The organism is Capnocytophaga sp. (assembly GCF_030532915.1).
Lineage (GTDB): Bacteria > Bacteroidota > Bacteroidia > Flavobacteriales > Flavobacteriaceae > Capnocytophaga.
This window is the reverse complement of the sequence record NZ_JAUNKD010000017.1, coordinates 31419-57396: the sequence shown is the minus strand read 5'-3', so window position 1 is coordinate 57396 and position 25978 is coordinate 31419. Positions and strand designations below refer to the sequence as shown.

The 25978-nt window shown below is 41.2% G+C and carries 16 protein-coding genes and 3 tRNA genes; all 19 read left to right on the top strand.

Going from position 1 to position 25978, the window contains the following annotated elements; genetic code table 11:
* Nucleotides 1-63: 63 nt before the first annotated feature.
* The 19 genes from Q4D72_RS06925 (at nucleotide 64) to Q4D72_RS06835 (ending at nucleotide 25929) form a co-directional block, all read left to right on the top strand.
* Nucleotides 64-136, top strand: a tRNA-Gly gene (locus tag Q4D72_RS06925).
* Nucleotides 137-165: 29 nt separating this feature from the next.
* A tRNA-Thr gene (locus Q4D72_RS06920) sits at nucleotides 166-237 on the top strand.
* 59 nt (nucleotides 238-296) lie between these two features.
* Nucleotides 297-1484: an elongation factor Tu gene (gene tuf / locus Q4D72_RS06915; protein WP_303076988.1), complete on the top strand. Its 1188-nt coding sequence runs from the start codon at nucleotides 297-299 to the stop codon at nucleotides 1482-1484.
* 76 nt (nucleotides 1485-1560) lie between these two features.
* Nucleotides 1561-1631 (top strand) — tRNA-Trp (locus Q4D72_RS06910).
* A gap of 16 nt (nucleotides 1632-1647) precedes the next feature.
* Entirely contained in the window at nucleotides 1648-1833 is a 186-nt protein-coding gene (gene secE, locus Q4D72_RS06905; protein ID WP_303076986.1) for a preprotein translocase subunit SecE, read from the top strand.
* A gap of 12 nt (nucleotides 1834-1845) precedes the next feature.
* Nucleotides 1846-2397 carry a transcription termination/antitermination protein NusG gene (nusG, locus tag Q4D72_RS06900; protein WP_303076984.1) on the top strand — a complete coding sequence of 184 codons (552 nt, stop codon included), beginning with the start codon at nucleotides 1846-1848 and terminating at the stop codon, nucleotides 2395-2397.
* Nucleotides 2398-2503: 106 nt separating this feature from the next.
* On the top strand, nucleotides 2504-2941 hold the full coding sequence (gene rplK / locus Q4D72_RS06895) for a 50S ribosomal protein L11 (protein WP_303076983.1): 438 nt from the start codon (nucleotides 2504-2506) through the stop codon (nucleotides 2939-2941).
* Nucleotides 2942-2952: 11 nt separating this feature from the next.
* Nucleotides 2953-3642, top strand: a complete 690-nt coding sequence (gene rplA, locus Q4D72_RS06890; RefSeq protein ID WP_303076981.1) for a 50S ribosomal protein L1 — start codon at nucleotides 2953-2955, stop codon at nucleotides 3640-3642.
* A 22-nt stretch (nucleotides 3643-3664) separates the two neighbouring features.
* Nucleotides 3665-4180 carry a 50S ribosomal protein L10 gene (gene rplJ / locus Q4D72_RS06885; protein WP_303076979.1) on the top strand — a complete coding sequence of 172 codons (516 nt, stop codon included), beginning with the start codon at nucleotides 3665-3667 and terminating at the stop codon, nucleotides 4178-4180.
* 51 nt (nucleotides 4181-4231) lie between these two features.
* Entirely contained in the window at nucleotides 4232-4606 is a 375-nt protein-coding gene (gene rplL, locus Q4D72_RS06880; RefSeq protein WP_303076977.1) for a 50S ribosomal protein L7/L12, read from the top strand.
* A 327-nt stretch (nucleotides 4607-4933) separates the two neighbouring features.
* Nucleotides 4934-8743 carry a DNA-directed RNA polymerase subunit beta gene (gene rpoB / locus Q4D72_RS06875; RefSeq protein ID WP_303076976.1) on the top strand — a complete coding sequence of 1270 codons (3810 nt, stop codon included), beginning with the start codon at nucleotides 4934-4936 and terminating at the stop codon, nucleotides 8741-8743.
* Nucleotides 8744-8871: 128 nt separating this feature from the next.
* A complete protein-coding gene (locus tag Q4D72_RS06870) occupies nucleotides 8872-9090 on the top strand; it encodes a hypothetical protein (protein WP_303076974.1) in 219 nt (72 codons plus the stop codon).
* Nucleotides 9090-9371, top strand: coding sequence for a Txe/YoeB family addiction module toxin (locus Q4D72_RS06865; protein ID WP_303076972.1), 282 nt, complete (start codon nucleotides 9090-9092; stop codon nucleotides 9369-9371). Before Q4D72_RS06870 ends, Q4D72_RS06865 begins: the two co-directional genes overlap by 1 nt.
* A 60-nt stretch (nucleotides 9372-9431) precedes the next feature.
* Entirely contained in the window at nucleotides 9432-9785 is a 354-nt protein-coding gene (locus tag Q4D72_RS06860) for an MmcQ/YjbR family DNA-binding protein (protein ID WP_303076971.1), read from the top strand.
* A gap of 32 nt (nucleotides 9786-9817) precedes the next feature.
* On the top strand, nucleotides 9818-10408 hold the full coding sequence (locus Q4D72_RS06855) for a Uma2 family endonuclease (protein WP_303076970.1): 591 nt from the start codon (nucleotides 9818-9820) through the stop codon (nucleotides 10406-10408).
* A 10-nt stretch (nucleotides 10409-10418) separates the two neighbouring features.
* Nucleotides 10419-10733, top strand: coding sequence for a hypothetical protein (locus Q4D72_RS06850; RefSeq protein WP_303076969.1), 315 nt, complete (start codon nucleotides 10419-10421; stop codon nucleotides 10731-10733).
* A gap of 66 nt (nucleotides 10734-10799) precedes the next feature.
* Nucleotides 10800-15083 carry a DNA-directed RNA polymerase subunit beta' gene (gene rpoC, locus Q4D72_RS06845; RefSeq protein ID WP_303076968.1) on the top strand — a complete coding sequence of 1428 codons (4284 nt, stop codon included), beginning with the start codon at nucleotides 10800-10802 and terminating at the stop codon, nucleotides 15081-15083.
* 3 nt (nucleotides 15084-15086) lie between these two features.
* A complete protein-coding gene (locus tag Q4D72_RS06840) occupies nucleotides 15087-15395 on the top strand; it encodes a DUF3467 domain-containing protein (RefSeq protein WP_303076967.1) in 309 nt (102 codons plus the stop codon).
* 409 nt (nucleotides 15396-15804) lie between these two features.
* Nucleotides 15805-25929 (top strand): gliding motility-associated C-terminal domain-containing protein, encoded by a 10125-nt coding sequence (locus Q4D72_RS06835; RefSeq protein ID WP_303076965.1) that lies wholly within the window; start codon nucleotides 15805-15807, stop codon nucleotides 25927-25929.
* The last annotated feature ends 49 nt before the right edge of the window (nucleotides 25930-25978 follow it).

Genomic DNA, 25978 nt, shown 5'->3' with positions numbered 1-25978 from the left:
CAGACTGTAAATCTGCTGACTATGTCTTCGCAGGTTCGAATCCTGCTCTTCCCACCAAAAAAAGCGGGAGTAGCTCAGTTGGTAGAGCGTCAGCCTTCCAAGCTGAATGTCGCGAGTTCGAACCTCGTCTCCCGCTCTGCAAGTTTAAGATTACTAAAAAAATAAGCCGGTGTAGCTCAGGGGTAGAGCGCTTCCTTGGTAAGGAAGAGGTCACGAGTTCAAATCTCGTCATTGGCTCTTGTTTTGTATACGTTAAACACTATATTATATAACTAAGATTTAAAAATTTATTTAAAATGGCAAAAGAAACATTTGATCGTTCCAAACCCCACTTAAATATTGGTACTATTGGACACGTAGACCACGGTAAAACAACTTTAACTGCGGCTATTACAAAAGTATTGGCTGATGCTGGTCTTTCAGAGCAAAGAAGTTTTGATTCAATTGATAACGCTCCTGAGGAAAAAGAGCGTGGTATTACTATCAACACTTCACACGTAGAGTATCAAACAGCTACTCGTCACTACGCGCACGTTGACTGTCCTGGTCACGCCGATTACGTTAAGAATATGATTACCGGTGCTGCTCAGATGGACGGCGCTATCCTTGTGGTTGCTGCAACTGACGGTCCGATGCCTCAAACTCGTGAGCACATCCTTTTAGGGCGTCAGGTAGGTATTCCTCGTATCGTTGTGTTTATGAACAAAGTGGATATGGTTGATGACCCTGAATTGTTGGAGCTTGTTGAGCTTGAAATGAGAGAGCTTTTAAGTTCATATGACTATGACGGAGATAACGGACCTATTGTTCAAGGTTCTGCTTTGGGAGCATTGAATGGAGAGCCTAAATGGGTTGATACTGTAATGAAATTGATGGATGCTGTTGATAGCTGGATTGAGTTACCAACACGTGATATCGACAAACCTTTCTTGATGCCAATCGAAGACGTATTTACTATTACAGGTCGTGGAACCGTGGCAACAGGGCGTATCGAAACAGGGGTTGCTAAAACCGGTGAGCCTGTTGAGATTATCGGTATGGGAGCTGAGAAATTGACTTCTACTATTACAGGGGTTGAGATGTTCCGTAAAATCCTTGACCGTGGAGAGGCTGGAGATAACGTAGGTCTATTGCTTCGTGGTATTGATAAAAAAGACATCAAACGTGGTATGGTTATCTGTAAACCGGGTTCAGTGAAGCCACACGCTAAATTCAAAGCTGAGGTGTATATACTAAGCAAAGAAGAGGGTGGACGTCATACTCCGTTTAAAGATAAATACCGTCCTCAATTCTATGTACGTACAACTGACGTAACAGGTACAATTTCATTACCTGACGGAGTTGAGATGGTTATGCCTGGTGATAACTTGACTATCACTGTTGAGTTGTTGCAACCAATTGCGCTTAACGTAGGTCTTCGTTTTGCTATCCGTGAAGGAGGTCGTACCGTAGGTGCAGGTCAGGTAACTGAAATTCTTGACTAATTTTGCAAACTAAGTCGGTTTAAAATTATATAAAGAAAAGAAGTTTTGAGTTTGTCTCAAAACTTCTTTCTGAAAGACGGGTGTAGTTCAAGGGTAGAATAGCGGTCTCCAAAACCGTTGATGGGGGTTCGAATCCCTCCACCCGTGCAAAAAAGATAATGTGATGGTAAATTATATTAAAGAATCTTATGAAGAACTGAAAAATCACGTTACTTGGCCAACCTTAGCTGAAGCACAGCGTGAGATGGTTATTGTAGTGGTTTTTTCAATTCTTTTTTCGCTTGTTATTTGGGGTATGGATTCTTTCTTTGAATGGATAATGGCTCTGTATTTTAACTTTGTGAAGTAACAAATATTGATAATGTCAGGAGTATTAGAGAAGAAGTGGTACGTTGTTAAAGCCGTTACGGGGCAAGAAAATAAGGTAAAAAACTATATAGAAAATGAAACCTCTCGGTTGGGATATGCCGACTATGTAGAGGAGGTTTTGGTGCCTACTGAAAAAGTTGTTCAAATTCGTAACGGGAAAAAAGTAAACAAGGAGAAAGTTCATATGCCGGGGTACGTAATGGTAAAAGCGAACCTTGGCGGGGAGGTTATACACATTATCAAATCAATTCCGGGAGTTGTAGGTTTTTTAAGTGAAGTTAAGGGCGGTGATCCGCTTCCGCTTCGTAAGTCGGATGTAAATCGGATGTTAGGGCAAGTTGATGAACTCGCTGAAAATGTAGAAACCGTAGCAATTCCGTTTGAAATTGGTGAAACTGTTCGCGTTGTTGATGGTCCTTTCAATGGATTTAACGGAACTATCGAAAAAGTGAACGAAGAGAAGCGTAAACTTGAAGTAATGGTTAAGATTTTTGGAAGGAAAACGCCATTGGAATTGAGTTATATGCAAGTAGAAAAAGTATAAAAAGAGCAATAAGGTCTGAAAGTCGGAAGCCCTTGCCAAAATGTGATAAGGTCTTTTGGCTTTTTTGAGTTTAGTGTTCAATTAAGTTAATAATTAATAATAAACAATGGCAAAAGAAATTAGTAAAGTAGTTAAACTACAAGCTCGGGGAGGTCAAGCGAATCCGTCGCCGCCAATTGGACCCGCATTAGGTGCTGCCGGTGTTAACATTATGGAGTTCTGTAAGCAGTTCAATGCTCGTACACAGGACAAACAAGGGAAGGTAATTCCGGTTGTTATCACAGTTTACAAAGACAAATCATTTGATTTTGTTATTAAAACCGCACCTGCTGCAGTTCAGCTGTTGGAAGCCGCTAAGGTTAAAGGAGGTTCAGGGCAACCCAACCGTAAAAAAGTAGCAAGCATTACTTGGGAGCAAGTAAAAGCAATTGCTGAGGACAAAATGCCTGATTTGAATGCATTTACCATCGAATCAGCAATGAAAATGGTTGCCGGTACGGCGCGTTCAATGGGTATAACAGTAACCGGTGATAAACCTTTTTAATCTGAAAAATTATGGCAAAATTGACAAAGAAACACAAAGAGGCTTTATCAAAGGTTGATTACAATAAGTTGTACTCGCTAAGTGAGGCTTCTGCATTATTAAAAGAAATTACGTATACGAAATTTGACGCTTCGGTGGATATTGCGGTGCGTTTGGGAGTAGACCCTCGTAAAGCAAACCAAATGGTGCGTGGGGTAGTGACCTTGCCGCACGGAACCGGAAAAGACGTGAAAGTACTTGCGTTAGTTACTCCCGATAAAGAAGCTGAGGCGAAAGCTGCCGGAGCTGACTACGTAGGGTTAGACGAGTATCTACAAAAAATTAAAGATGGTTGGACAGACGTTGACGTGATTGTTACAATGCCAAGTGTTATGGGTAAATTAGGACCACTCGGGCGTATTTTAGGACCTCGTGGTTTGATGCCCAACCCCAAAACAGGTACGGTAACGATGGAAGTTGGTAAGGCTGTTCAAGAGGTGAAATCAGGTAAAATTGATTTCCGTGTTGATAAAACAGGTATCGTTCACGCAGCTATCGGCAAAATTTCGTTCACCAAAGAGCAAATCGTTGATAACGCGAGCGAGCTTATCCAGACATTGATAAAGCTAAAACCCACTGCTGCAAAAGGGCAATACGTGAAATCAATCTATGTATCAACTACAATGAGCCCCAGTGTGCCCGTGGATACAAAATCAGTTTAATTGGTAGTTTAAAAAGAAAATTATGACAAGAGAAGAAAAATCATTAGTGATAGAAAATTTGACTGCACAGTTAGCTGAAAATAACATTATTTATGTAACGGACCTAACTGGTTTGAATGCCGAAGAAACAACAAACTTGCGTAGAGCTTGTTTTAAGGCAAACATAAAATTGGCAGTTGTTAAAAATACCTTGCTTGCAAAAGCAATGGAGGCTTCTGAGAAAGAATTTGGTGATTTACCGTCAGTTCTTAAAGGAAACAGTACTTTGATGTTTTCAGAAGTAGGAAATGCTCCTGCAAAACTCATCAAGGAATTCAGAAAAAAATCAGATAAATTGGTTTTGAAAGGCGCTTTCATTGAAGAAGCTATCTTCGTTGGAGCTGATCAGTTGGAAACCTTGGCATCAATCAAATCAAGAGAAGAGCTTATCGGCGAAATCATCGGATTGTTGCAATCGCCTGCTAAAAACGTTGTTTCAGCTCTTAAATCAGGAGGTGGAAAACTGGCAGGAATCATCAAAACTTTATCTGAAAAATAAACAGAAAACGCACAAATTTAATTAATAAACAAACTAAAAAAAACGATAGAAATGGCAGATTTAAAAAATTTCGCAGAACAATTAGTAAACTTAACAGTTAAAGAAGTTAATGAGCTTGCTCAAATTTTGAAAGACGAGTACGGGATTGAGCCGGCTGCAGCAGCAGTAGCAGTAGCAGCAGGTCCGGCAGGTGGTGGCGAAGCCGCTGCTGAAAAAACTGAATTCGATGTATTCTTGAAATCAGCAGGAGCTAACAAATTAGCTGTGGTTAAATTGGTTAAAGAGTTAACAGGTCTTGGTCTTAAAGAAGCAAAAGAAGTAGTTGACGGAGCGCCTTCAAAAATTAAAGAAGGAGTATCTAAAGACGAGGCTGAAGGTCTTAAAAAATCTTTAGAAGAAGCAGGAGCTGAAGTAGAATTGAAATAATTTTACAAAGCTTGACATATAAGGTTTAGGTCTATTCTGACAAGAAATAGACCTAAACCATTTTGCGTATAATATCGTTCCTTATTAATAAGTTATAAGAAAATATTATTTGAGTGTTTGATTATCAACACTTTGTTTTTTTTCTTCTTGTTAGTTTTGAACTTCGTTTTTACCAACGAATTTTCAGAAAATTACATCTGAACTGCTTTTCATTTTTTTTGAGAAGATTTTTGATTAACGACTGGCAACTAACCGCTTTTTTGATTTTCACCGCTGAATTTCACAAGTTGGGTTGACTTTTGACTTAAAAATTAAACTATAAAGTAAATGCTTACGAATCAGACCGCAAGAGTAAATTTTGCTTCCGTAAAACACACCCCTGATTATCCCGATTTTTTGGATATTCAAATCAAATCGTTTCAAGATTTCTTTCAGTTGGAAACCAAATCCGATGAAAGAGGCAATGAAGGTTTGTACAACACATTTAAGGAAAATTTTCCGATAACAGATACTCGTAATCAGTTTGTGCTTGAGTTTCTCGACTATTTCATCGACCCGCCCCGTTACACCATTCAAGAGTGTATCGAACGCGGACTTACGTATAGCGTGCCACTCAAAGCAAGATTGAAGCTGTATTGCACTGACCCTGAGCACGAAGACTTTGAAACTATCGTGCAAGACGTGTATTTGGGTACGGTGCCTTATATGACTGCCAGTGGTACGTTCGTTATCAATGGTGCTGAGCGTGTGATTGTTTCGCAATTGCATCGTTCGCCTGGTGTTTTCTTTGGGCAGTCGTTCCACGCCAACGGAACAAAACTCTATTCCGCGAGAATTATTCCTTTTAAAGGTTCGTGGATTGAATTCGCAACAGACATCAACAATGTGATGTATGCGTACATTGACAGAAAGAAAAAACTTCCCGTAACAACACTTTTCCGTGCGATTGGTTTTGAGCGGGATAAAGATATATTGGAAATCTTTGATTTAGCAGAAGAAATCAAAGTTTCAAAAACCGGTTTGAAAAAGTACATCGGGCGTCGTTTGGCGGCTCGTGTGCTGAACACTTGGCACGAAGATTTCGTAGATGAAGACACCGGCGAGGTAGTTTCCATCGAACGTAACGAGATTATTTTAGACAGGGACACCACCCTTGACAAAGATAATATTGAAGAAATTCTCGAAGCCGACGTTAAAACCATCCTTCTGCATAAAGAAGATAGTCAAGCAACCGACTACACCATTATTCATAATACGTTGCAGAAAGACCCAACCAACTCTGAAAAAGAGGCGGTGGAGCATATTTATCGCCAGTTGCGTAATGCCGAACCACCCGATGAGGAAACCGCACGCGGCATCATCGATAAATTGTTCTTCTCTGACCAACGTTATAATTTGGGTGATGTAGGGCGTTACCGAATCAATAAAAAATTGAGTTTGGATATCCCGATGGAAAAGCAAGTGCTTACCAAAGAGGATATTATCACCATCGTTAAATATTTGATTGAGCTTATCAACTCAAAAGCCGAAGTTGATGATATCGACCACTTGTCAAACCGTCGGGTACGTACGGTGGGTGAGCAGCTTTCGGCACAGTTTGGTGTGGGACTTTCGCGTATGGCGCGTACCATTCGTGAGCGAATGAATGTTCGTGATAATGAGGTGTTTACGCCAATTGATTTGATTAATGCTAAAACGCTTTCATCGGTGATTAATTCGTTTTTCGGAACGAATCAGTTATCGCAATTTATGGATCAAACCAATCCGCTTGCCGAGATTACGCACAAGCGAAGATTATCGGCATTAGGACCCGGAGGTTTGTCCAGAGAGCGTGCCGGATTTGAGGTGCGCGACGTTCACTATACGCATTACGGACGTTTGTGTCCTATTGAAACCCCTGAGGGACCGAACATCGGTTTGATTTCTTCTTTGGCGGTATTCTCGAAAGTAAACGGAATGGGTTTCATTGAAACGCCTTACCATAAAGTTACCGACGGGAAAGTGGATTTGAAAAATATGACGTATTTGAGTGCCGAAGAAGAGGAAGGTCTGAAAATCGGTATGGCAAATATCAGTCTTGATGAAAAAGGAAACATTACCGAAGAGCGTGTGGTGGTGAAAGAAGACGGAGATTTTCCGGTAATTGAGCCGAACCAAGTTGAGTTCATTGACGTTGCTCCTAACCAGATTGCCTCCATTTCGGCTTCGCTTATTCCTTTCTTGGAGCACGATGACGCGAACCGTGCTTTGATGGGCTCGAATATGATGCGTCAGGCAGTGCCGTTATTGAAACCCGAAGCTCCGATTGTAGGGACAGGTTTGGAACGCCGTGTGGCTTCTGATGCCCGTGTGCTGATGAATGCCGAAGGTGACGGAACGGTGGAATACGTTGATGCTGATAAAATTATCATCACTTACGACCGAACCGAAAACCAAAAATTGGTAAGTTTTGACGAAGATGAAACAGTTTACGACCTTATCAAATTCCAAAAAACCAACCAAGGAACGTGTATCAACCTAAAACCGATTGTTCGTAAGGGTGACCGCGTAACCAAAGGACAAGTGCTTTGTGAAGGATATGCTACGCAACAGGGCGAGTTGGCTTTGGGTCGAAATATGAAAGTGGCGTTTATGCCTTGGAAAGGGTATAACTTTGAAGATGCGATTGTAATTTCGGAGCGCGTGGTGCGTGAAGATATTTTTACTTCGATTCATATTGATGAATATTCGTTGGAGGTGCGCGATACCAAACTCGGAGCGGAGGAACTAACCAACGATATCCCGAATGTTTCGGAAGATGCCACCAAAGATTTGGATGAAAACGGAATGATTCGCATCGGTGCGGAAGTGCGTCCCGGTGATATTCTCATCGGAAAAATCACACCGAAAGGGGAATCAGACCCAACGCCAGAAGAAAAATTATTGCGTGCTATCTTCGGTGACAAAGCCGGGGATGTGAAAGACGCATCGCTCAAAGCATCGCCGTCGCTTCACGGGGTGGTTATCGACAAAAAATTGTTCTCGCGCGTTATTAAAGACAAACGCAAACGCGGAAAAGATAAAGAAGATATAGCGGTTGTGGAAGCTCAGTATGAGGCTAATTTCCAGGAGCTTAAAGGGAAATTGATCAAAAAATTATTTACCTTGCTTGACGGAAAATCCTCACAAGGGGTTCACAACGATTTAGGAGAAGAAATCATTGCCAAAGGGCGTAAGTTCACCGTTAAAATGCTTGAACTTATCGAGGATTACGCACATTTGGTATCGGGTGGTTGGACAGATGAAAAAGAAACTAACGCCCTGATTGATGACTTGTTACATAATTATAAAATTAAATTAAACGACCTGCAAGGGGCATTGCGTCGTGATAAATTCACCATTTCGGTGGGTGACGAGTTGCCTGCGGGTATTTTGAAACTTGCCAAAGTGTATATCGCCAAAAAACGTAAGTTGAAAGTGGGTGATAAAATGGCGGGTCGTCACGGAAATAAAGGTATCGTAGCCCGAATTGTTCGCGATGAGGATATGCCTTTCTTGGAAGACGGAACGCCGGTGGACATCGTGCTGAACCCGCTTGGGGTACCTTCGCGTATGAACATCGGGCAGATTTACGAAACAGTTCTCGGTTGGGCAGGTCAAAAATTAGGTCAGAAATATGCTACGCCGATTTTCGACGGAGCTTCGTTGGAGCAAATCAACGAACTGACCGACAAGGCAGGCGTGCCGCGTTTCGGACATACGTACTTGTATGACGGAGGTACCGGCGAGCGTTTTGACCAGCCTGCAACTGTGGGAGTTATCTATATGATTAAACTCGGGCATATGATTGACGACAAGATGCACGCGCGTTCTATCGGACCGTACTCGCTTATCACACAGCAGCCGCTTGGAGGTAAGGCACAGTTCGGTGGTCAGCGTTTCGGAGAGATGGAGGTTTGGGCGTTGGAGGCGTACGGAGCGTCCAGCACCTTGCGTGAAATCTTGACGGTAAAATCCGATGACGTTATCGGTCGTGCTAAAACTTACGAGGCAATCGTAAAAGGTGAGGCGATGCCTGAACCGGGCTTACCGGAGTCGTTCAACGTATTAATGCACGAACTCAAAGGGCTTGGTTTGGATATTCGTTTGGAAGAATAAAAAGCTCAAATTCAGAAACTTTGCCAAGGCGTAAGGCTTTGGCAGAGTTTGCTGATTTTTTGCAAGTTGTGCATAATTCGTTTCATAAAACACGATGATTGTCAATTAAGAGTAAAAACAATAAACCAATGAGCACAGCAAGAGTTACCGTAGAAATTAAAGAGTCAGATTTGTCTTTCTTTGAGATTTTTTTGAAAAAAATAAAAGCCAAAAAGATAAAAGTTGAAAAAATTCAAGACGATACAAAAATGTCAAAAAAAGAATTTTATCAGATGATTGAAGAGGCTTCAAAAAGTCCGAAAAGGAAAATTAGTAAAGATGAACTACAAAAAATGTTGTTAGGGTGATGGTTGTGTATCAACTTGTTTTTTCTCAAAAGTGGGAAAAAGACATTCAAAAACACAGAAAATCAGGACAAGTAAAGTTGCTTGCTAAAATCTTTACTTTCTTGGAAGAAATTGAACAAACTCCTACAACTGGAACAGGTCAGGTGGAAGCACTCAAAGGTTTTGAGCAAAGGCAAGTTTATTCACGAAGAATTGATAAAAAACATCGGCTTATTTACGAAGTTTTTGAAGAAGACAAACAAGTGGAAATTCTTTCTGCTTACGGGCATTATGAAGATTGAAAACTTGAAGATTTTGTAATTTTTTGGAGAGTTTTACGGAACCAATAACTTGATTTTGTGATGAACATTGGAGAATTACGCGAATTTTGTCTCTCACTAAAAGCAGCGGAAGAAGGCTTTCCGTTTGATGATGAAATTTTGGTTTTTTCTGTCAAAGGAAAAATGTTCTGTTTGGTGAATATTGTAAAGAATGAGTTTATCAACCTCAAATGCGACCCCGACGAGGCGGTTGAACTTCGGGAGCAATACGCAGAAGTTACCGCAGGTTGGCATATGAACAAAAAACATTGGAATAGCATTCGCATTGACGGGAAAATTCCGCATAAACTTTTGAAAACGTGGATTGTAAATTCGTATGATTTGGTCGTAAAAGGGTTGCCTAAAAAAGTTCAGGAAGAGTTATCGGAAATGTGATATTTCGAATTCGATATTTTAACATATAAGGTATGGAAATCACAAGCATAAATCAAATAGATGTAAATAAGACGTATCATTATGCGGATTATTTACTGTGGAAATTCAAAGAGCGTGTTGAGTTGTTGCGGGGTAAAATTTTTCAGATGAGTCCTGCTCCTGCCTCATCTCATCAACGTATTTTGAGGAATATCAACAGAGAGTTAGATAAGTTTTTTTATCACCAACGATGCGAGTTGTTTTTTGCTCCTTTTGATGTAATTTTAAAAGACGTAAAAGGTGAAGAAACAACTGTGGTTCAGCCTGATATTTGTGTGATTTGCGACCCTGAAAAATTAGATGAAAAAGGTTGTCACGGAGCTCCGGATTTGGTTGTTGAGATTCTTTCTCCTGGAAATTCTAAAAAAGAAATGGATGGTAAATTCCAGATTTATGAAGAAGTCGGAGTTTTTGAATATTGGGTTGTTTTTCCGGTAGAAAAATGCGTACTGGTGTACGTGCTCGAAAATGGGCGTTATAGAGGATTAAAACCTTTTACCGAAGGGCAAAATATTGAATCGGAAAAATTTCCGAATTTGCAAGTTCCTGTAAGTAAGATATTTCAAAAAGTATTTTTTACCTAAAACAAAAACAATGAAACGCATTGACACAGCATATCGCAATGAAGAGCCTATTTCGCTCGAAGCCTTAAAAGATTTTTTGCAAGAAGGTATTTATGAGGAGGATTTTATTGTGCTAACAGACGATAAATCACCTGATTATATGCAAATGGCAGAACAAGGCGATACTTTTGTGTTGGAAGTACGCTTGCATACGAGTAGCGGTTTTCGGCATTTCAGAAGTTTCTGGGACGCAGCTGAAGAAACAACGCCGCTGTTCGTCACTTTTTATAATAACCAACCCCTTGATTTTGAGCAATGGGAAGAGGTAACACAAGAATTTAAGTAAAGAAAATTAGCAAATAAATTTTCGGTTTAAGAAATAAAAATAAAAAAATTTTTACAACCATATAGTATGGCAAGAGATAAAAATACAACTGTTTCAAAATTCGATAAGATTTCTATCGGGTTGGCTTCGCCGGAGTCTATTTTAGCAGCTTCCCGCGGAGAGGTGCTAAAACCTGAAACCATCAACTATCGTACGCACAAACCCGAACGTGACGGGCTTTTCTGCGAGCGTATTTTCGGTCCTGTGAAGGATTACGAATGTGCCTGCGGAAAGTACAAACGCATTCGTTATAAGGGAATTGTGTGCGACCGTTGCGGGGTGGAAGTAACCGAGAAAAAAGTACGTCGTGACCGCGTGGGGCATATCAATTTGGTGGTGCCAATCGCTCACATTTGGTACTTCCGTTCGTTGCCTAACAAAATAGGCTATTTGTTGGGATTGCCTTCCAAAAAGTTAGATATGATTATCTACTACGAGCGTTACGTGGTGATTCAGCCGGGTATAGCCAAAGGACCTGACGGAGAAGATATTCAGCCGTTGGATTTCCTTACCGAAGAAGAATATCTGAACATAATGGAGTCGCTTCCTGTAGAAAATCAGTATTTAGAAGATACCGACCCCAACAAGTTCGTGGCGAAAATGGGAGCAGAGTGTTTGTTAGATTTGCTACAACGTTTGGATTTGGACGAGCTTTCGTACGATTTGCGTCATAAAGCCAATAACGAAAGTTCAAAACAACGTAAAACGGAGGCTCTCAAACGTTTACAAGTGGTTGAAGCATTCCGCGAGGCGAAAAACAATCGCGAAAATAAACCCGAATGGATGATAATGAAGGTAATCCCCGTGATTCCGCCTGAATTGCGTCCGTTAGTGCCGTTAGATGGTGGGCGTTTTGCTACGTCCGATTTGAACGATTTGTATCGTCGTGTGATTATCCGTAACAATCGTTTGAAGCGATTGATGGAAATCAAAGCCCCCGAAGTAATTTTGCGAAATGAAAAACGGATGTTGCAAGAATCTGTGGATTCGTTGTTTGACAATACGCGTAAATCATCGGCGGTAAAAACCGAATCGAATCGTCCGCTCAAATCGCTTTCCGATTCACTTAAAGGAAAACAAGGACGTTTCCGTCAAAACCTACTCGGAAAACGGGTGGATTACTCGGCACGTTCGGTAATCGTGGTAGGTCCTGAACTTAAATTATACGAGTGCGGACTTCCGAAAAATATGGCGGCAGAACTTTACAAACCGTTCGTTATCCGTAAGTTAATTGAGCGTGGTATCGTGAAAACGGTAAAATCTGCCAAAAAAATCATCGATAAAAAAGAGCCCGTTGTTTGGGATATTTTAGAAAACGTAATTAAAGGGCATCCGGTGCTTTTGAACCGTGCCCCCACGTTGCACCGTTTGGGTATTCAAGCCTTCCAGCCGAAACTTATTGAAGGTAAGGCAATTCAGTTGCACCCGTTGGTGTGTACGGCGTTTAATGCCGACTTTGACGGTGACCAGATGGCGGTACACTTGCCCTTAGGTCCGGAAGCCATTTTGGAGGCACAACTTTTGATGTTGGCATCGCATAACATCTTGAACCCTGCCAACGGTTCGCCAATTACCGTACCTTCACAGGATATGGTGCTTGGGCTTTACTATATGACCAAAGGCAGACGTTCAACGCCCGAGTATCCGATTAAAGGCGAGGGAATGACTTTCTATTCGGCAGAAGAAGTAAATATCGCTTACAACGAGAAAAAATTGAGTTTGAATGCCTTTATCAAAGTGCGTGTTCGCGATTTAGATGAAGAAGGCAATACAATATATAAAGTGTTGGAAACCACCACAGGACGGGTGCTTTTCAACGAAGTAGTTCCGGCAGAAGCGGGCTATATCAACGAGGTGCTTACCAAAAAATCATTGCGTGACATCATCGGGCATATTTTGAAATCAACAAGCATTCCTGTTACGGCAGATTTCTTGGATAAGATTAAAAATATGGGATATAAATTCGCTTTCCAAGGCGGATTGTCGTTCAGTTTGGGCGATATTATCATTCCGCAAGAAAAAGCCGATATGATTGCCGAAGCCAACGGTTTGGTTGACGGAATTATGATGAACTATAATATGGGTCTGATTACCAATAACGAGCGTTACAATCAGGTAATTGACGTTTGGACATCGACCAACGCCCAGCTTACCGAATTGGCAATGAAGCGAATCAGTAACGACCAGCAAGGGTTCAACTCCGTGTATATGATGTTGGATTCCGGAGCGCGGGGTTCAAAAGAGCAGATTCGTCAGCTAACGGGTATGCGTGGATTGATGGCAAAGCCGAAAAAATCGACCGTAGGCGGGGGCGAGATTATCGAAAACCCGATTTTGTCGAACTTTAAAGAAGGTTTGTCCATCTTGGAATACTTCATTTCAACGCACGGTGCTCGTAAAGGTTTGGCGGATACGGCTTTGAAAACGGCTGATGCCGGATATTTGACCCGTCGTTTGGTAGATGTTTCGCAAGACGTAATCATCAATACCGAAGATTGCGGAACGCTTCGCGGTGTGGAAGTGCGTGCCTTGAAGAAAAACGAAGAAGTGGTTGAAACACTGGGCGAGCGTATTTTAGGACGCGTATCGTTGCACGATGTTTACAATCCGCTAACCGAAGAATTATTGGTGAAATCCGGAGAGGAAATTACCGAGAAAGTGGTGGCGAAAATCACCGAAGCTCCTATCGAAATGGTTGAAGTGCGTTCGGCACTTACCTGTGAGGCGAAACACGGAATTTGTGCCAAGTGTTACGGACGAAATCTTTCTACCGGAAAAATGGTACAAACCGGTGAGGCTGTGGGTGTTGTGGCAGCACAATCTATCGGTGAGCCGGGAACACAGCTTACGCTTCGTACCTTCCACGCCGGAGGGGTTGCGGGGAACGTTTCCGAAGAAAACAAAGCCGAAGCACGTTTTGACGGGGTACTTGAAATCGACGATTTGCGTACGGTAAAAGGAAAAGACAACGAAGGCAACCCGATTAGTGTAGTGGTTCGTTCTTCCGAGTTGAAAATCCTTGACCCACGCACCGGATTGGTACTTCAAACGCACGATATTCCGTACGGGGCAACTATTTTTGTAAAAGATAAAGAAGAAATTTCCAAAGGAAAATTGTTATTCCAATGGGATCCGTATAACGCGGTTATTATTTCTGAATTCTCAGGAAAAATCGCTTACGAAGGTATTGAACAAGGAGTTACGTACCAAATTGAAATCGACGAGCAAACCGGTTTCCAAGAGAAAGTAATCGTGGAGTCGCGTAATAAAAAGCTGATTCCTACCTTATTGATTCAGGACAAAGCCGGAGAAACTTTGCGTTCATACACCTTGCCGGTGGGCGCTCACATTATGGTGGAGAATGCCAGCAAGATTGAAGAAGGCAAAGTGTTGGTGAAAATTCCGCGTAACTCGGCAAAATCCGGAGATATTACCGGAGGGTTACCGCGGGTTACTGAGCTTTTCGAAGCACGAAATCCGTCGAACCCTGCCATCGTTTCGGAAATTGACGGGGTGGTTTCATTCGGAAAAATCAAACGTGGTAATAAGGAAGTTATCGTTACCTCGCGTTTGGGCGAAGAGCGTAAATATTTGGTGAAACTTTCAAGCCAGATTTTGGTGCAAGAAAACGATTACGTGCGTGCCGGAAAACCGCTTTCCGATGGTTCGGTAACGCCTGACGATATTTTGAACATCAAAGGACCTTCGGCTGTTCAGCAATATTTGGTGAACGAGGTGCAAGAGGTATATCGTTTGCAAGGGGTGAAAATTAACGACAAGCATTTTGAGGTGATTGTACGTCAGATGATGCGTAAGGTTGAAATTCAAGATCCGGGTGATACTTTATTCCTTGAAGGTCAGTTAGTTCACAAAGATGATTTTATTGACGAAAACGATAAGTTGTTCGGTAAGAAAATCGTTGAAGATGTAGGAGATTCTGAAACCTTGAAAGCCGGACAAATTGTTTCGCTTCGTCAGTTGCGTGATGAAAATTCATTGCTCAGACGTGCCGATAAGAATTTAGTTATTGCCCGCGATGTAATTCCTGCAACGGCAATGCCTGTACTTCAAGGTATTACACGGGCTTCGTTACAAACCAAGTCGTTCATCTCGGCGGCATCGTTCCAAGAAACAACCAAAGTATTGAACGAAGCGGCTGTAAACGGAAAAGTGGACAGACTCGACGGACTAAAAGAAAACGTAATCGTTGGTCACAGAATTCCGGCGGGAACGGGCTTGAAACGTTACGAGAAAATTTTGGTAGGCTCAAAAGCCGAAATGGAAGCGGTCGAAAAGAAAAAAACGAAGTAATTTATGAACGATTTGCACGAAAACGATGGGCAATTGAGTATCGAATTAGATGAAAAAACAGCCGATGGGGTGTACTCAAACTTAGCAATCATTAATCATTCACCTACTGAATTTGTGGTTGATTTTGTGAATGTTATGCCGGGTGTGCCGAAGGCGAGGGTGCGTAGTCGCGTTATTTTAACGCCGCAACACGCCAAACGTCTGCTCAATGCCTTGGGTGAAAACATTCAGCGTTTTGAGCAATCGCACGGAACAATTACGGATAATGAACAACATACCATTCCGTTGTTTGGTTTGAAAGGCGAAGCATAATTTGTTGGCAAACAGAATTTTATGCTTGTTTTTTCAAGCTGAATCAAAAATTCAAAACTGATTATCAAAAGTTTATAAGTTGTTTGTAATAATTGATGAAATTGCAATGTTCTTAAAATGGCAAAGTAGGAATTTAAACTGAAAAAAAGCGTTGTGATATTCTGAAATCATTTTAAAGAATTGTGATTCGCTTAAAAAATACTCTAAGATTGTGAAATCTTAGAGTATTTTTTTTTGAAAAAAAGTGAAGGGACGTTTTTTACTAAAACGTTGTAATTGTTGGTTTTATGATTTTTGTCATAATTTTTTTTTAAATTTAACTGTTAATTTAATCACAAAATGTTGTGCAAATTCCGTATTAATTAATACTTTTGCGTCTCAATGTGTTTAATAGTAAACAGAACTCACTATGGAAAAAATAATTAAATATGTGAATATGAAATGCTTGCGTTTTATTTTTATGACAATTTTCTCCTTGGTTTCCGGTTTGGCGGTAGCACAAGTTACCTTTCCGCCAAATGGGGTTACCGTTACGATAGGAGACAATTACGGCTTGGTAGAAAACAACTACGAACTAGGAAAATTAACCGTACAAGTGCAATTTGGTACAGCGGCAGATGCCAATGTAACCATTACTTTTCCGCAAGGAATTACGATGAAGCCGAATTCCTTAACGAAAACTTCAGGTACGGGAACTATTGAGAGCATTTCCGAGACAGCTTCGACCGTAACCTTTACAATTAAAGGAGCTTCCGGGACAGTGAATTTTTCGTTGGATAAGCTCATTTCTCCTGAAGCACACCAAAAGGCTCGGAGCGGTGATGCCTCATATGTTTTACAGGATAAAGTGCAGATAACTCAAAGTGGCTCTACTCAGGAAGAAAAAACCAAAGTGTATAGCTATGCTTATCCGATTTTAGGTTTGTCAAATGTAACGGCTAATAATATGGCTGTTATGGGGGAAAATAGCAGTAACTTTTCAATACAAAATTCTGGTAATGGTAAGGCTCAGGATATTTATTTAGTAGTTGAGTACCCGAGCAATATAACACATAACGAAGTATCAATGAATGGTACGGCATTACCTCAGATTTCGAATGTTGGAAATAAATATATTTTTAAAATCAATAAAAGTGCCTACAATGGAGGTGCAGGTTTGATAAATGGGCAAACCCCCATTGCACTTGTCCATAAATATAATGTGACTGCAAGGTGTGTGCAAAATGCACAAATTAAATATATAGTAAACTGGGGTGAAGGTGATACAGAGGATACTTGGTATCAAAATTCAGGTAATGAGGCTTTGCGTACAGTAAGTTCCGAAGTAGGAGCTCCGAGTATAGAAATTACCAGAAGAGATACTAGCAAACCTAATATTAATCACGATAATATTGATTACAAAAAAACCTATTATACGGTTAAAGGTGGTCAGTGTGTTGCTGAAGGAGGTGTAATGGGAACCTTACGTGTTTCATACACTAACTATGGTCAAAATACAACTTTGGCTTCGGCTATATATGATTTGAGTTTATATTTGAGAGAAAATCGAGGTGATAACGACAAGGCCTTTTTCAAACCTGCTAATGCCCGAGTAGGGGTAGCCTCTTTGCCTCTAACCGCAATAACAACTCCTAATGCACTTGGGCCAGACAAGATATACAAAGTGGATTTTAGTAAAATTACCTCTGATCCAGATGGAGTTGGTGAAGGTTTGGATGATTTGGATAAGGATGGTGTTTTTGATGATTTGCCTTCAGGTGCTACTTTTGTACTTGAATATGATTTAGTTAAAAATGTGTCGGCAGCTGAGTCAAATGATCGTTGTGTAACTTCAAATTTATCACAAGGGTCACACGCAAACTACTTTCACTATGATTACAGTAGCTATGCTTCCTATCAAACAAAGTGTGGCGACCATATAGGAGGAAGTGCGCCTAATCCTTTGTCAGGTGCTATTTATCACGAAAACAGATCTTTCCGAAGATATTACCATATAACAGATGGCTCATTTACGCCAGGAACCTTACATAAAGGAGCTTCTGCTCTTGAAGGGCGTTTTTTGTTTGGTTCTTCAGCATTTTATGTACACGATATTGGTAGTACGGGAATAAATATAGCCAAATGGCGTATCCAATACAAGATTACCTTACCCACAGGTGTCAAAGCGAGTAATATTAAGTGGTATAATGCCGATGGTTATCCGGCTACCGAGCCTTCAAAGCAACCAGATGTGTCTTCTGTTCTTGCGGGGAATCAATTAACCATTCTAGCTCCTGAAAATAATAAGAGAGGCTATGTTACTATGGATTTTGAAGCTGATTGTGGTAATAGTGTAACGGATGCTATTCAATATGAAATATATATACTGGAAGATTACGGTACATCGGCACAATGTGCTACTAAACTGGTGTGTGGTAGTAAACCAGTAGAGGTTATTTGTACGGTTAATTGTGGTAATGACGGACCTATTATGATTGAAACTTCGGGTGAGCGTGCCGAAAATTCATTGGGTTGGACAGACCACACAATGCAAACCCGTCATACTAAAGTTTCCTTAAAAGCTGTTAATCCTTTAATGTTGAAACGTTCACTACATCACGATGATATTGAAATTACCGCACGCGGTAAGCAAGCACGTGGTACAACTGGTAATTTATATTATACTTTTACGACCAACAAAGGAGTTTCGTTGGCACCTAAAAGTATTGTAGTGAAAATTATGTCAGGAACTCTTTCGGGAACTATTCGTACTCTCACTCCAACTGAGGCAAATGTGGTTATTAATGGTGTAGGAACAGGATCTGGACTTGGACGTCAAAATAAAATCACGTGGAACTTAACTCCCGCTTTAAATGGAAGTGCCTTACAACCTGAAGATCTTTTTGAGGTAGTAGCAACTTATCAAGTGGGTAGATATAGTGATATTAATGAAATATATTTAGTAAATTCAGAAGAACGTTTGGTAGGACAATCGTCGTATTTTTATATGTTGGATGCTGCAAATAAAGAACAATATTGTGGTGCAGCATTAACTCCTGAGATGTACACTTCGCTTACAACACCTTTTGATGGTTCAAATGGAGATTCACAAAAAATCAGCGGTTGTACAAAAAATAATATAGGAGGTGGATACATAGCCTTTATGGCACGGCGTGTACAATCATCAAATACCAAGCTTATAGGTGAGTTCCGTCCTGATCGTTTGTTGAAACAAATGTCATTTACTTTACCCAAAACGTTTGTGGTATCCAATCCTATGACTTACTATCTCTATGCAACACAATATAATAAAGATGGCGTAGCAATCCACAACACGGTTAACATTCCGTTATCTGATTATACAAAAACTGAATCCGGAGGGTTTGTAACCTACACCATTCAAAATACTTATAACCCCGTAACCAAAACCTATAAGTTGCCTCCCGGATTGTTGGTAAATCACAATGCATATTCTGCTCAATTACGAGTAGAAGTTGTGGGCTCTTGTGATTCACCTGAAGTTCACGAAGAACGAGGGCGTGTGACAAATAACCTACAATATTATGATTATTTTTATCATTATGGTATAACACAATCTGATGGAACTAACGCACCAATATATAACGATTCAAAAAGTTTCCGTGTTTTGATGGAAAACAAGCCAGGTGTTACTTTATCAGTCAGCGGAAATACTACATTAGAAGTTGGTAATTTGGCACAAGAGGTGAGGGTGAAGCTCACTAATAAAAGTGCTTTATCACCAGCTCCTTACACTTGGCTGTCTATTCCTGATGTACAGGGTATAGAGGTTTTAAGTTTGGAAGAAATCACTGGAACTACACGTCAAGCAATTGGTAAAGTAGCAACCATTACAGGAGAATCAATGTTTTATCTGTCTGGAACAGGATTGCCATCGACAGGGAAGGAATATGTAATAAGAGTGCGTTTGACTAATTGCTCCAATGCTACTATGAAAGTGCTTTCAGGTTGGAATTGTAGCAGTTTTCCTACTGGGTCAAGCCAAACTTGTAGTAGTTTAAATGATTCAAGATTGGCAGATTCTGAAAAAAGTATTACGCTAGTACATACTGGCAGTGAAATTCAACTTAAACGAACTATAACACCTAATCCAGACACACAGGATCCTACACGGGCCAAGTTGCATATGTGTGCCGATAACTGGTATGAATATGAAATTAATAGTGGTGGAGATAGTGATGTTGTAGAACCTAAAATATCAATAGCAAAAGAAGTTGGTGTTACCGTTGCCAATGTAGAAATTTACTATCCGTTTAATGCCACATCGCCGACTGTTTTAACTTCGCGTGATGAAGGTACTGCAGTTGTGTACGATTTGTTACCTACCGGTCAGGTGCTTCTTGGAAGACGTTCAACAAACGATGAAAACCAACGAAAAGTCCGTGTTCGCGTAAATATCAAACCTGATTGTGATTTCCGTGGTGGTTCAACTTTCGGTATGGAAGTATTGGGTAAAAATGCTTGTGGCGGTGCCCTTGAAGGTACTCGTGATAATGCCATTACGGCATCTATTGACGGAGTAGCAGAAGCAAACTACAAAGTGATAAATACTCTTACACATAGTAGTGGTGATGCCAATAATTGTGCTTCGGGGGCAGTTTACGAGGGCAAACATAGCATTACAGCAACTGCCGGAACAACTACGCAAGATGGAGGCAGAGTCGTAATACGTATCCCGCAAGGATTTAAAATGGTCGCAGGTACGTTCAGTACAAAAGCACAGTCAGGAACTTTCAGTCTTGCAGAAGTAGTGCTTGAAAGTGAGAGCGGAACAGCATTGCCTTCCGGTGGAACCGAGTACCGAATCAAAGTACCTAAAAATATGGCAAACGATAATTGGTTTACCTACCAATTTACCGTGAAACAACCCGATGGTGAGAAGGCTACCAACTGTGAAAAAGAGGTTAATATTGAATACTATACCGTTGATACGGTAGGTTCAGTGCCTTGCCCCGGAAGTGTTGCTTGTACTAATATCACAACGGCAACTTCTGATGTTAAAAAAGTGGCAGTAAAAGCCGATAGACCATCGTTGTCAATTAAAAATATAGTGGCGAGTTCGCAACCAAAAAACAACAAAGAAGAACTTACCATACAGTTTGATGTTGAGAATACTTCAACAATTCCTTACACGGGAGCTTTGAAAATAGCTTTGTTTGATGATACCAATAACAATGGTAAGGTAGATGATAATGAGGCTTCATTGGGTATGATTACTTTGGCAAACCAAACCTTTGCTGCCAATACAACAGTCACCGGACTTCAAGGGATGATTGAATTATCACAAGAGCAAGTTTGCCGATTACGAATGAAGATAACTTCTGATGGTAACAATTGTTTGTGTGATATGTCAGATGTTTCAGTGCCGGCACCTACAAAAGTTACAGGTTTGGTAAGCGATTTAACTCTTTGCCAAACAGCTAGCCAACAGTTTGGGTATAGTGCCGTAGCACCATCGTATGCTTCGTATCGTTGGAGTTCAACCAACGCTCAAGCAATGAGTTACTTGTCGGCAGACGATGTAAATAATCCTACGTTTGTTTATACCGGAGCCGATATTACACAAAATACAACCTTTACCTATACATTAACGGTACGTCGTACGGGTGGTTGTGAGGCAACACAAGATGTTGTAGTTACCCTGACGCCTGCTCCTGCGGCACCGGCAGTATCTCCGTTGGTGTTCTGTAAAGTGGCAACCGGAGCCGATTTAACTCCGACTATTGCTTCAGGACATAAGTGGTACACCACAGCCAAAGGAGGAACACCGATTGTCGAAGCTCAGGTTTTATCTACCGGAACGTATTATGTATCGACAACTAACGGAGGTTGTGAGAGTTTGCGGGCATCAGTAAGTGTTGTTGTTTCAGCTAACCAAACACCGCGAGGTGCTTTATCTGAAGTTTCTTTATGTGAAATTACAACGGGTAACGTAACCGTGGCGCAACTTAAAGCCAAAATCTTAGCATTAGAATCCGGAACGGGAATCACTATTAAGGTTTATAACGGAACACAGTTGCTAAATGATACTGATGTTTTGACCTCAGGTACAACCTATAAGTATACACGTAATGCTGCTAATGAATGTGAAAGTGATGCACAAGATATAACATTGATTTTGGAAAAAGCCAGTACACCAGTGGGAGATACCAAACAAAGTTTCTGTGTGGCAGGAACCGTAGCAGATTTAAAGGCGCGATATACAGGTAATGTTTTGGTGTATGCCAACGCAGGAGATACAACACCTCTGAATGACACTAATGCACTTACAACGGCGGCATATTATTTGAGGACAATAGAAAATGGTAAATGTCCGAGTGACGCTTTGATGGTCAATGTTTCAGTGGTAGCACTACCCAAACCTCGCTTGGTAACGGTTACACAGCCAACCTGTACTTCGAATTTAGGAAGTGTAGAGCTTGCCGATTTGCCTACGGGTTCTTGGACAATTACTTACGGAACAGTGTCTGTATCGGGTAATGGAACAACTTATACCATAAATAATTTATCAACAGGTAATTATAATTTTATAGTAACTAATTCAGATGGATGTTCGTCAGAATCACTTCCAATTTACATTGTTTCGGAACCGACTACCTTACCCGACCCGACTCATACAGTTATAAATCCGGAATGTGCAACAACCACAGGTACCGTGATTTTTGAAGGGTTGCCTGTGACAGGATGGACAATTACCTATGGTACACAGAACATACAAGGAAATGCAAGTTCTACCACCATTACTAATTTACCTACTGGAAACTATATGTTTACAGTAAGTTATTCAGATGCTCAAAAGCAATATTGGAAAGAAGATTTCGGAGCAGGAAATCCGGTAGCATCCATCCCCCCGGGGGCTATTGCTAGTAGTTATACTTATGCAGATGGTCAAGGATACAAAGATATAATGAACGATGGACTTTATTCAATTGCTCAACCAAACTCAGGTATTTTTGATCACAAAGGCGGAGCTTGGCACACGCCTCCTGCTGACCATTCAGGTCTTCCTAATGGAAGGTATTTGGGAGTTAATTTAGGAGCAATAGGTGGAATAGGTAATGTTTACACTCGAAAAATAGAAAATATAGTTCCTAATGAGAAAATAAAAATCTCATTTGCACGTTTTAATTTATTAAAAGTATCAGGAGAAAGCTACAAAATTAAATTAGCTGTTTATAATAATAGTCAATATACAGGAACTCCTCTCTATGAAAGCGAAGAAATATCAGATCCGGTTGTGGCTGATGAGTACTGGAAAGTTTTCGAAACACCAGCTATTAATGCAGAAAATAACACTGAATTGTACTTTGTGATAAGTTCACATAATACATCAACCAATGGTAATGATATATTAATTGATGATATTGAGGTGTTTAGAGAACGAGTGTGTTCTAAATCGATAAATGTGAATGTGACTATTCAGGGAGATACAACTCCTCCTGATTTAACAGTTCCTGCTGAATTAACAATTGTATGTTCATCTGTAACTGCAACTACAGCTATTCAAGATTGGTTAACTCAGGCTGTGGCTACTGACACTTGTAGTGTCACAGTTACCAATGATTATGATGCTGTTAAGCCTGCAGATTTATGCTCAGCAAGTGTTGTTACCGTTACATTTACAGCCAAAGATGATACTGGTAATGTAGTTACAAAAACGTCAACGATTCGATTGATAGCACATAAGATTGATGCCAAAGATGATACCTTTGGTGCGGTTTCAGGAAGCACAGGCGGCGTAGCAGGAAACGTGCTTGACGATAACACAAACGGTGCGGATACTTTGGGAGGCAATAATGTAACAATTTCAGATGTTACAATGACCGTTGTAACCCCTGCAACACCAAATACGACAGGTGCTAATGTACCGGCGCTTGACCCTGCAACAGGTGTTGTTACCGTTCCGGCAAATACACCGGAAGGAACTTACACCATTGTATATAGCATTTGTGAAAAATTGAATCCGACCAATTGTGATACGGCAACGGCAACGGTTGTGGTAGATAAAGCTACTTTAGTGGCAAACCCAGACGATTTTAGCACAACACCAATTAGCGGAACAACCGGAGGTAATACGCCAAATGTTCTTGATAATGACACGTTGAACGGAAATCCGTTAAATCCGACAGATGTAACCCTAACGTGGGGAACTCCTCCGATAACGAATTTGACACCAAATACAAACGGAACCATTACCGTAGCGCCTAATACACCTGCGGGAACGTATACGCTAACTTACGAAATTTGTGAGAAATTAAATCCGACAAATTGTAAGTCAACCACGGTAACGGTTGTAGTGTCAGCCCAGCCAATTGATGCCAAAGATGATACTTTTGCTCCGATAAACGGAAAAGCAGGAGGCTCGGCAGGAAATGTACTTAACGATAATGGTAACGGAGCGGATACCTTAGGAAGTAATCCGGCAACAACGACAAATGTCATCATTAGCGAAGTAACTCCGCCAACCGGAATTAACGGAAGCACAACAGTTCCGACTTTAAATACAGCAACGGGTGAGGTTACCGTTCCGGCAGATACACCGGCAGGTACGTACACTATTGTGTATAGCATTTGTGAGCAGTTGAATCCGAATAATTGTGATACGGCTACTGCTACGGTTGTGGTAACGGCTCAACCAATTGATGCCAAAGACGATACATTGCCGTCAGTAGATGGAAAAACAGGCGGAAATGCAGGAAATGTGCTTGGTAACAACGGAAATGGAACTGATACTTTAGGAGGTAATCCAGCTACAACCACAGATGTTACCATCACTGAAGTAACTCCGCCAACCGGAATTAACGGAAGCACAACCGTTCCAACCTTGGATGTGACAACAGGTAATGTAAATGTTCCGGCGAATACACCGGCAGGCACATACACCATTGTATATAGCATTTGTGAGAAGTTAAATCCGAGCAATTGCGATACGGCTACGATAACTGTTGTCGTAACAACTCAACAAATTGATGCCAAAGATGATAGTTTTGGCTCAATGGACGGACAAGCAGGCGGTGTAGCAGGAAACGTGCTTGACGATAACACAAACGGAGCAGACACTTTGGGAGGCAACAACGTGCCAATCTCAGACGTTACAATGGCCGTTGTAACCCCTGCAGCGCCAAACACAACAGGTGCTAATGTACCGGCGCTTGACCCAACAACAGGTATTGTTACCGTTCCGGCAAATACACCGGCAGGTACGTATACCATTGTGTATAGCATTTGTGAAAAATTGAATCCGACCAATTGTGATACGGCTACTGCCACAGTGGTGGTAACGGCTCAGCCAATTGACGCTCAAGATGACTCTTTTGAAATCTCAGCAAGTTCAAACGGCAAAGTAGGCAATGTTCTTTCTGATAACGGTAACGGAAAAGACACTTTGGGAGGCAATGATGCAACCACTACGAACGTAGTTATCAGTGAAGTAACACCGGCTGTTGGAATCGGCGGAAGCACAATCGTTCCAACTTTGGATGTGACAACGGGTGATGTTACCGTTCCGGCAAATACACCGGAAGGAACTTACACCATTGTGTACCGAATCTGTGAGCAACTAAATCCGAGCAATTGCGATACGGCAACGGCAACGATTGTAGTAACGCCCGAGTCGATTAAGGCACAAGATGATGACTTTACCGCTATCCCGATTTACGAAGGTGTGGGCGGAACCGTAACAACAACCATTTTAGAAAATGATACGCTTTATGGCGGACAGGCAACCTTGGCAAACGTTACGATTTCAAACCCAACTTCACCGATGGCAGGTATTGAAATTGATACAACAACCGGATTGGTGGTAGTTCAACCGAACGTTCCGGTAGGAGTTTACACTTTAACATATCATATTTGTGAGCAGGCAAATACAAGCAATTGCAGCAATGTAGCCAACGTGGTGGTACGTGTATTGGGCGTGCCAAAAGCAAATGATGATAAGGTTACTACCGGCATTAACGAACCGGCAGTTGTAAATGTGTTAGAAAATGATGAAAACGTACCAACGCAAGGAACGCTAACCATCGTTACTGACCCAACCAACGGAAGTGTTCAAATCAATGACGGAGGTACGCCAAATGATCCGTCAGATGATACGGTAACTTATACGCCGAATTCAGGATTTATTGGTACTGACACTTTTGTGTACCAGCTTTGTGATGCGGCAGGAAATTGCTCAACGGCAACCGTAACCGTTGATGTAGAAGCAGGAGGAGACATTACGCCTTACAACGCTATATCAGTGAACGATGACGGTTCGAATGATGTGTTCTATATTAAAGGAATAGAATCGTATCCGAACAACACGGTGCGAATCTATAACCGATGGGGTGTTAAAGTCTTTGAAGAACGAGGCTATAACAATACCACCAAGGCGTTCAGAGGTCTTTCTAACGGAAGGGTAACCATACAAGCACCTGAGAAATTGCCACAAGGAACATATTACTATGTGATTGAGTATGTTGATAATAATAACCAAACCAAACGAAAAGGAAGTTGGTTGTATATCAAGCATTAAGATAAATGTTGGGAAATTCAGCTATTTGTAACAAATGGTTGGGTTTTCC

What these genes read in the sequence shown, in the direction of transcription:
- rplA (WP_303076981.1), top strand. Translation starts at nt 2,953, where the DNA reads ATGGCAAAATTGACAAAGAAACACAAAGAGGCTTTATCAAAGGTTGAT.
- Q4D72_RS06840 (WP_303076967.1), top strand. Translation starts at nt 15,087, where the DNA reads ATGAACGATTTGCACGAAAACGATGGGCAATTGAGTATCGAATTAGAT.
- Q4D72_RS06835 (WP_303076965.1), top strand. Translation starts at nt 15,805, where the DNA reads ATGGAAAAAATAATTAAATATGTGAATATGAAATGCTTGCGTTTTATT.
- rplL (WP_303076977.1), top strand. Translation starts at nt 4,232, where the DNA reads ATGGCAGATTTAAAAAATTTCGCAGAACAATTAGTAAACTTAACAGTT.
- Q4D72_RS06860 (WP_303076971.1), top strand. Translation starts at nt 9,432, where the DNA reads ATGAACATTGGAGAATTACGCGAATTTTGTCTCTCACTAAAAGCAGCG.
- rpoB (WP_303076976.1), top strand. Translation starts at nt 4,934, where the DNA reads ATGCTTACGAATCAGACCGCAAGAGTAAATTTTGCTTCCGTAAAACAC.
- rplK (WP_303076983.1), top strand. Translation starts at nt 2,504, where the DNA reads ATGGCAAAAGAAATTAGTAAAGTAGTTAAACTACAAGCTCGGGGAGGT.
- secE (WP_303076986.1), top strand. Translation starts at nt 1,648, where the DNA reads ATGGTAAATTATATTAAAGAATCTTATGAAGAACTGAAAAATCACGTT.
- tuf (WP_303076988.1), top strand. Translation starts at nt 297, where the DNA reads ATGGCAAAAGAAACATTTGATCGTTCCAAACCCCACTTAAATATTGGT.
- rplJ (WP_303076979.1), top strand. Translation starts at nt 3,665, where the DNA reads ATGACAAGAGAAGAAAAATCATTAGTGATAGAAAATTTGACTGCACAG.
- nusG (WP_303076984.1), top strand. Translation starts at nt 1,846, where the DNA reads ATGTCAGGAGTATTAGAGAAGAAGTGGTACGTTGTTAAAGCCGTTACG.
- rpoC (WP_303076968.1), top strand. Translation starts at nt 10,800, where the DNA reads ATGGCAAGAGATAAAAATACAACTGTTTCAAAATTCGATAAGATTTCT.
- Q4D72_RS06850 (WP_303076969.1), top strand. Translation starts at nt 10,419, where the DNA reads ATGAAACGCATTGACACAGCATATCGCAATGAAGAGCCTATTTCGCTC.
- Q4D72_RS06865 (WP_303076972.1), top strand. Translation starts at nt 9,090, where the DNA reads ATGGTTGTGTATCAACTTGTTTTTTCTCAAAAGTGGGAAAAAGACATT.
- Q4D72_RS06870 (WP_303076974.1), top strand. Translation starts at nt 8,872, where the DNA reads ATGAGCACAGCAAGAGTTACCGTAGAAATTAAAGAGTCAGATTTGTCT.
- Q4D72_RS06855 (WP_303076970.1), top strand. Translation starts at nt 9,818, where the DNA reads ATGGAAATCACAAGCATAAATCAAATAGATGTAAATAAGACGTATCAT.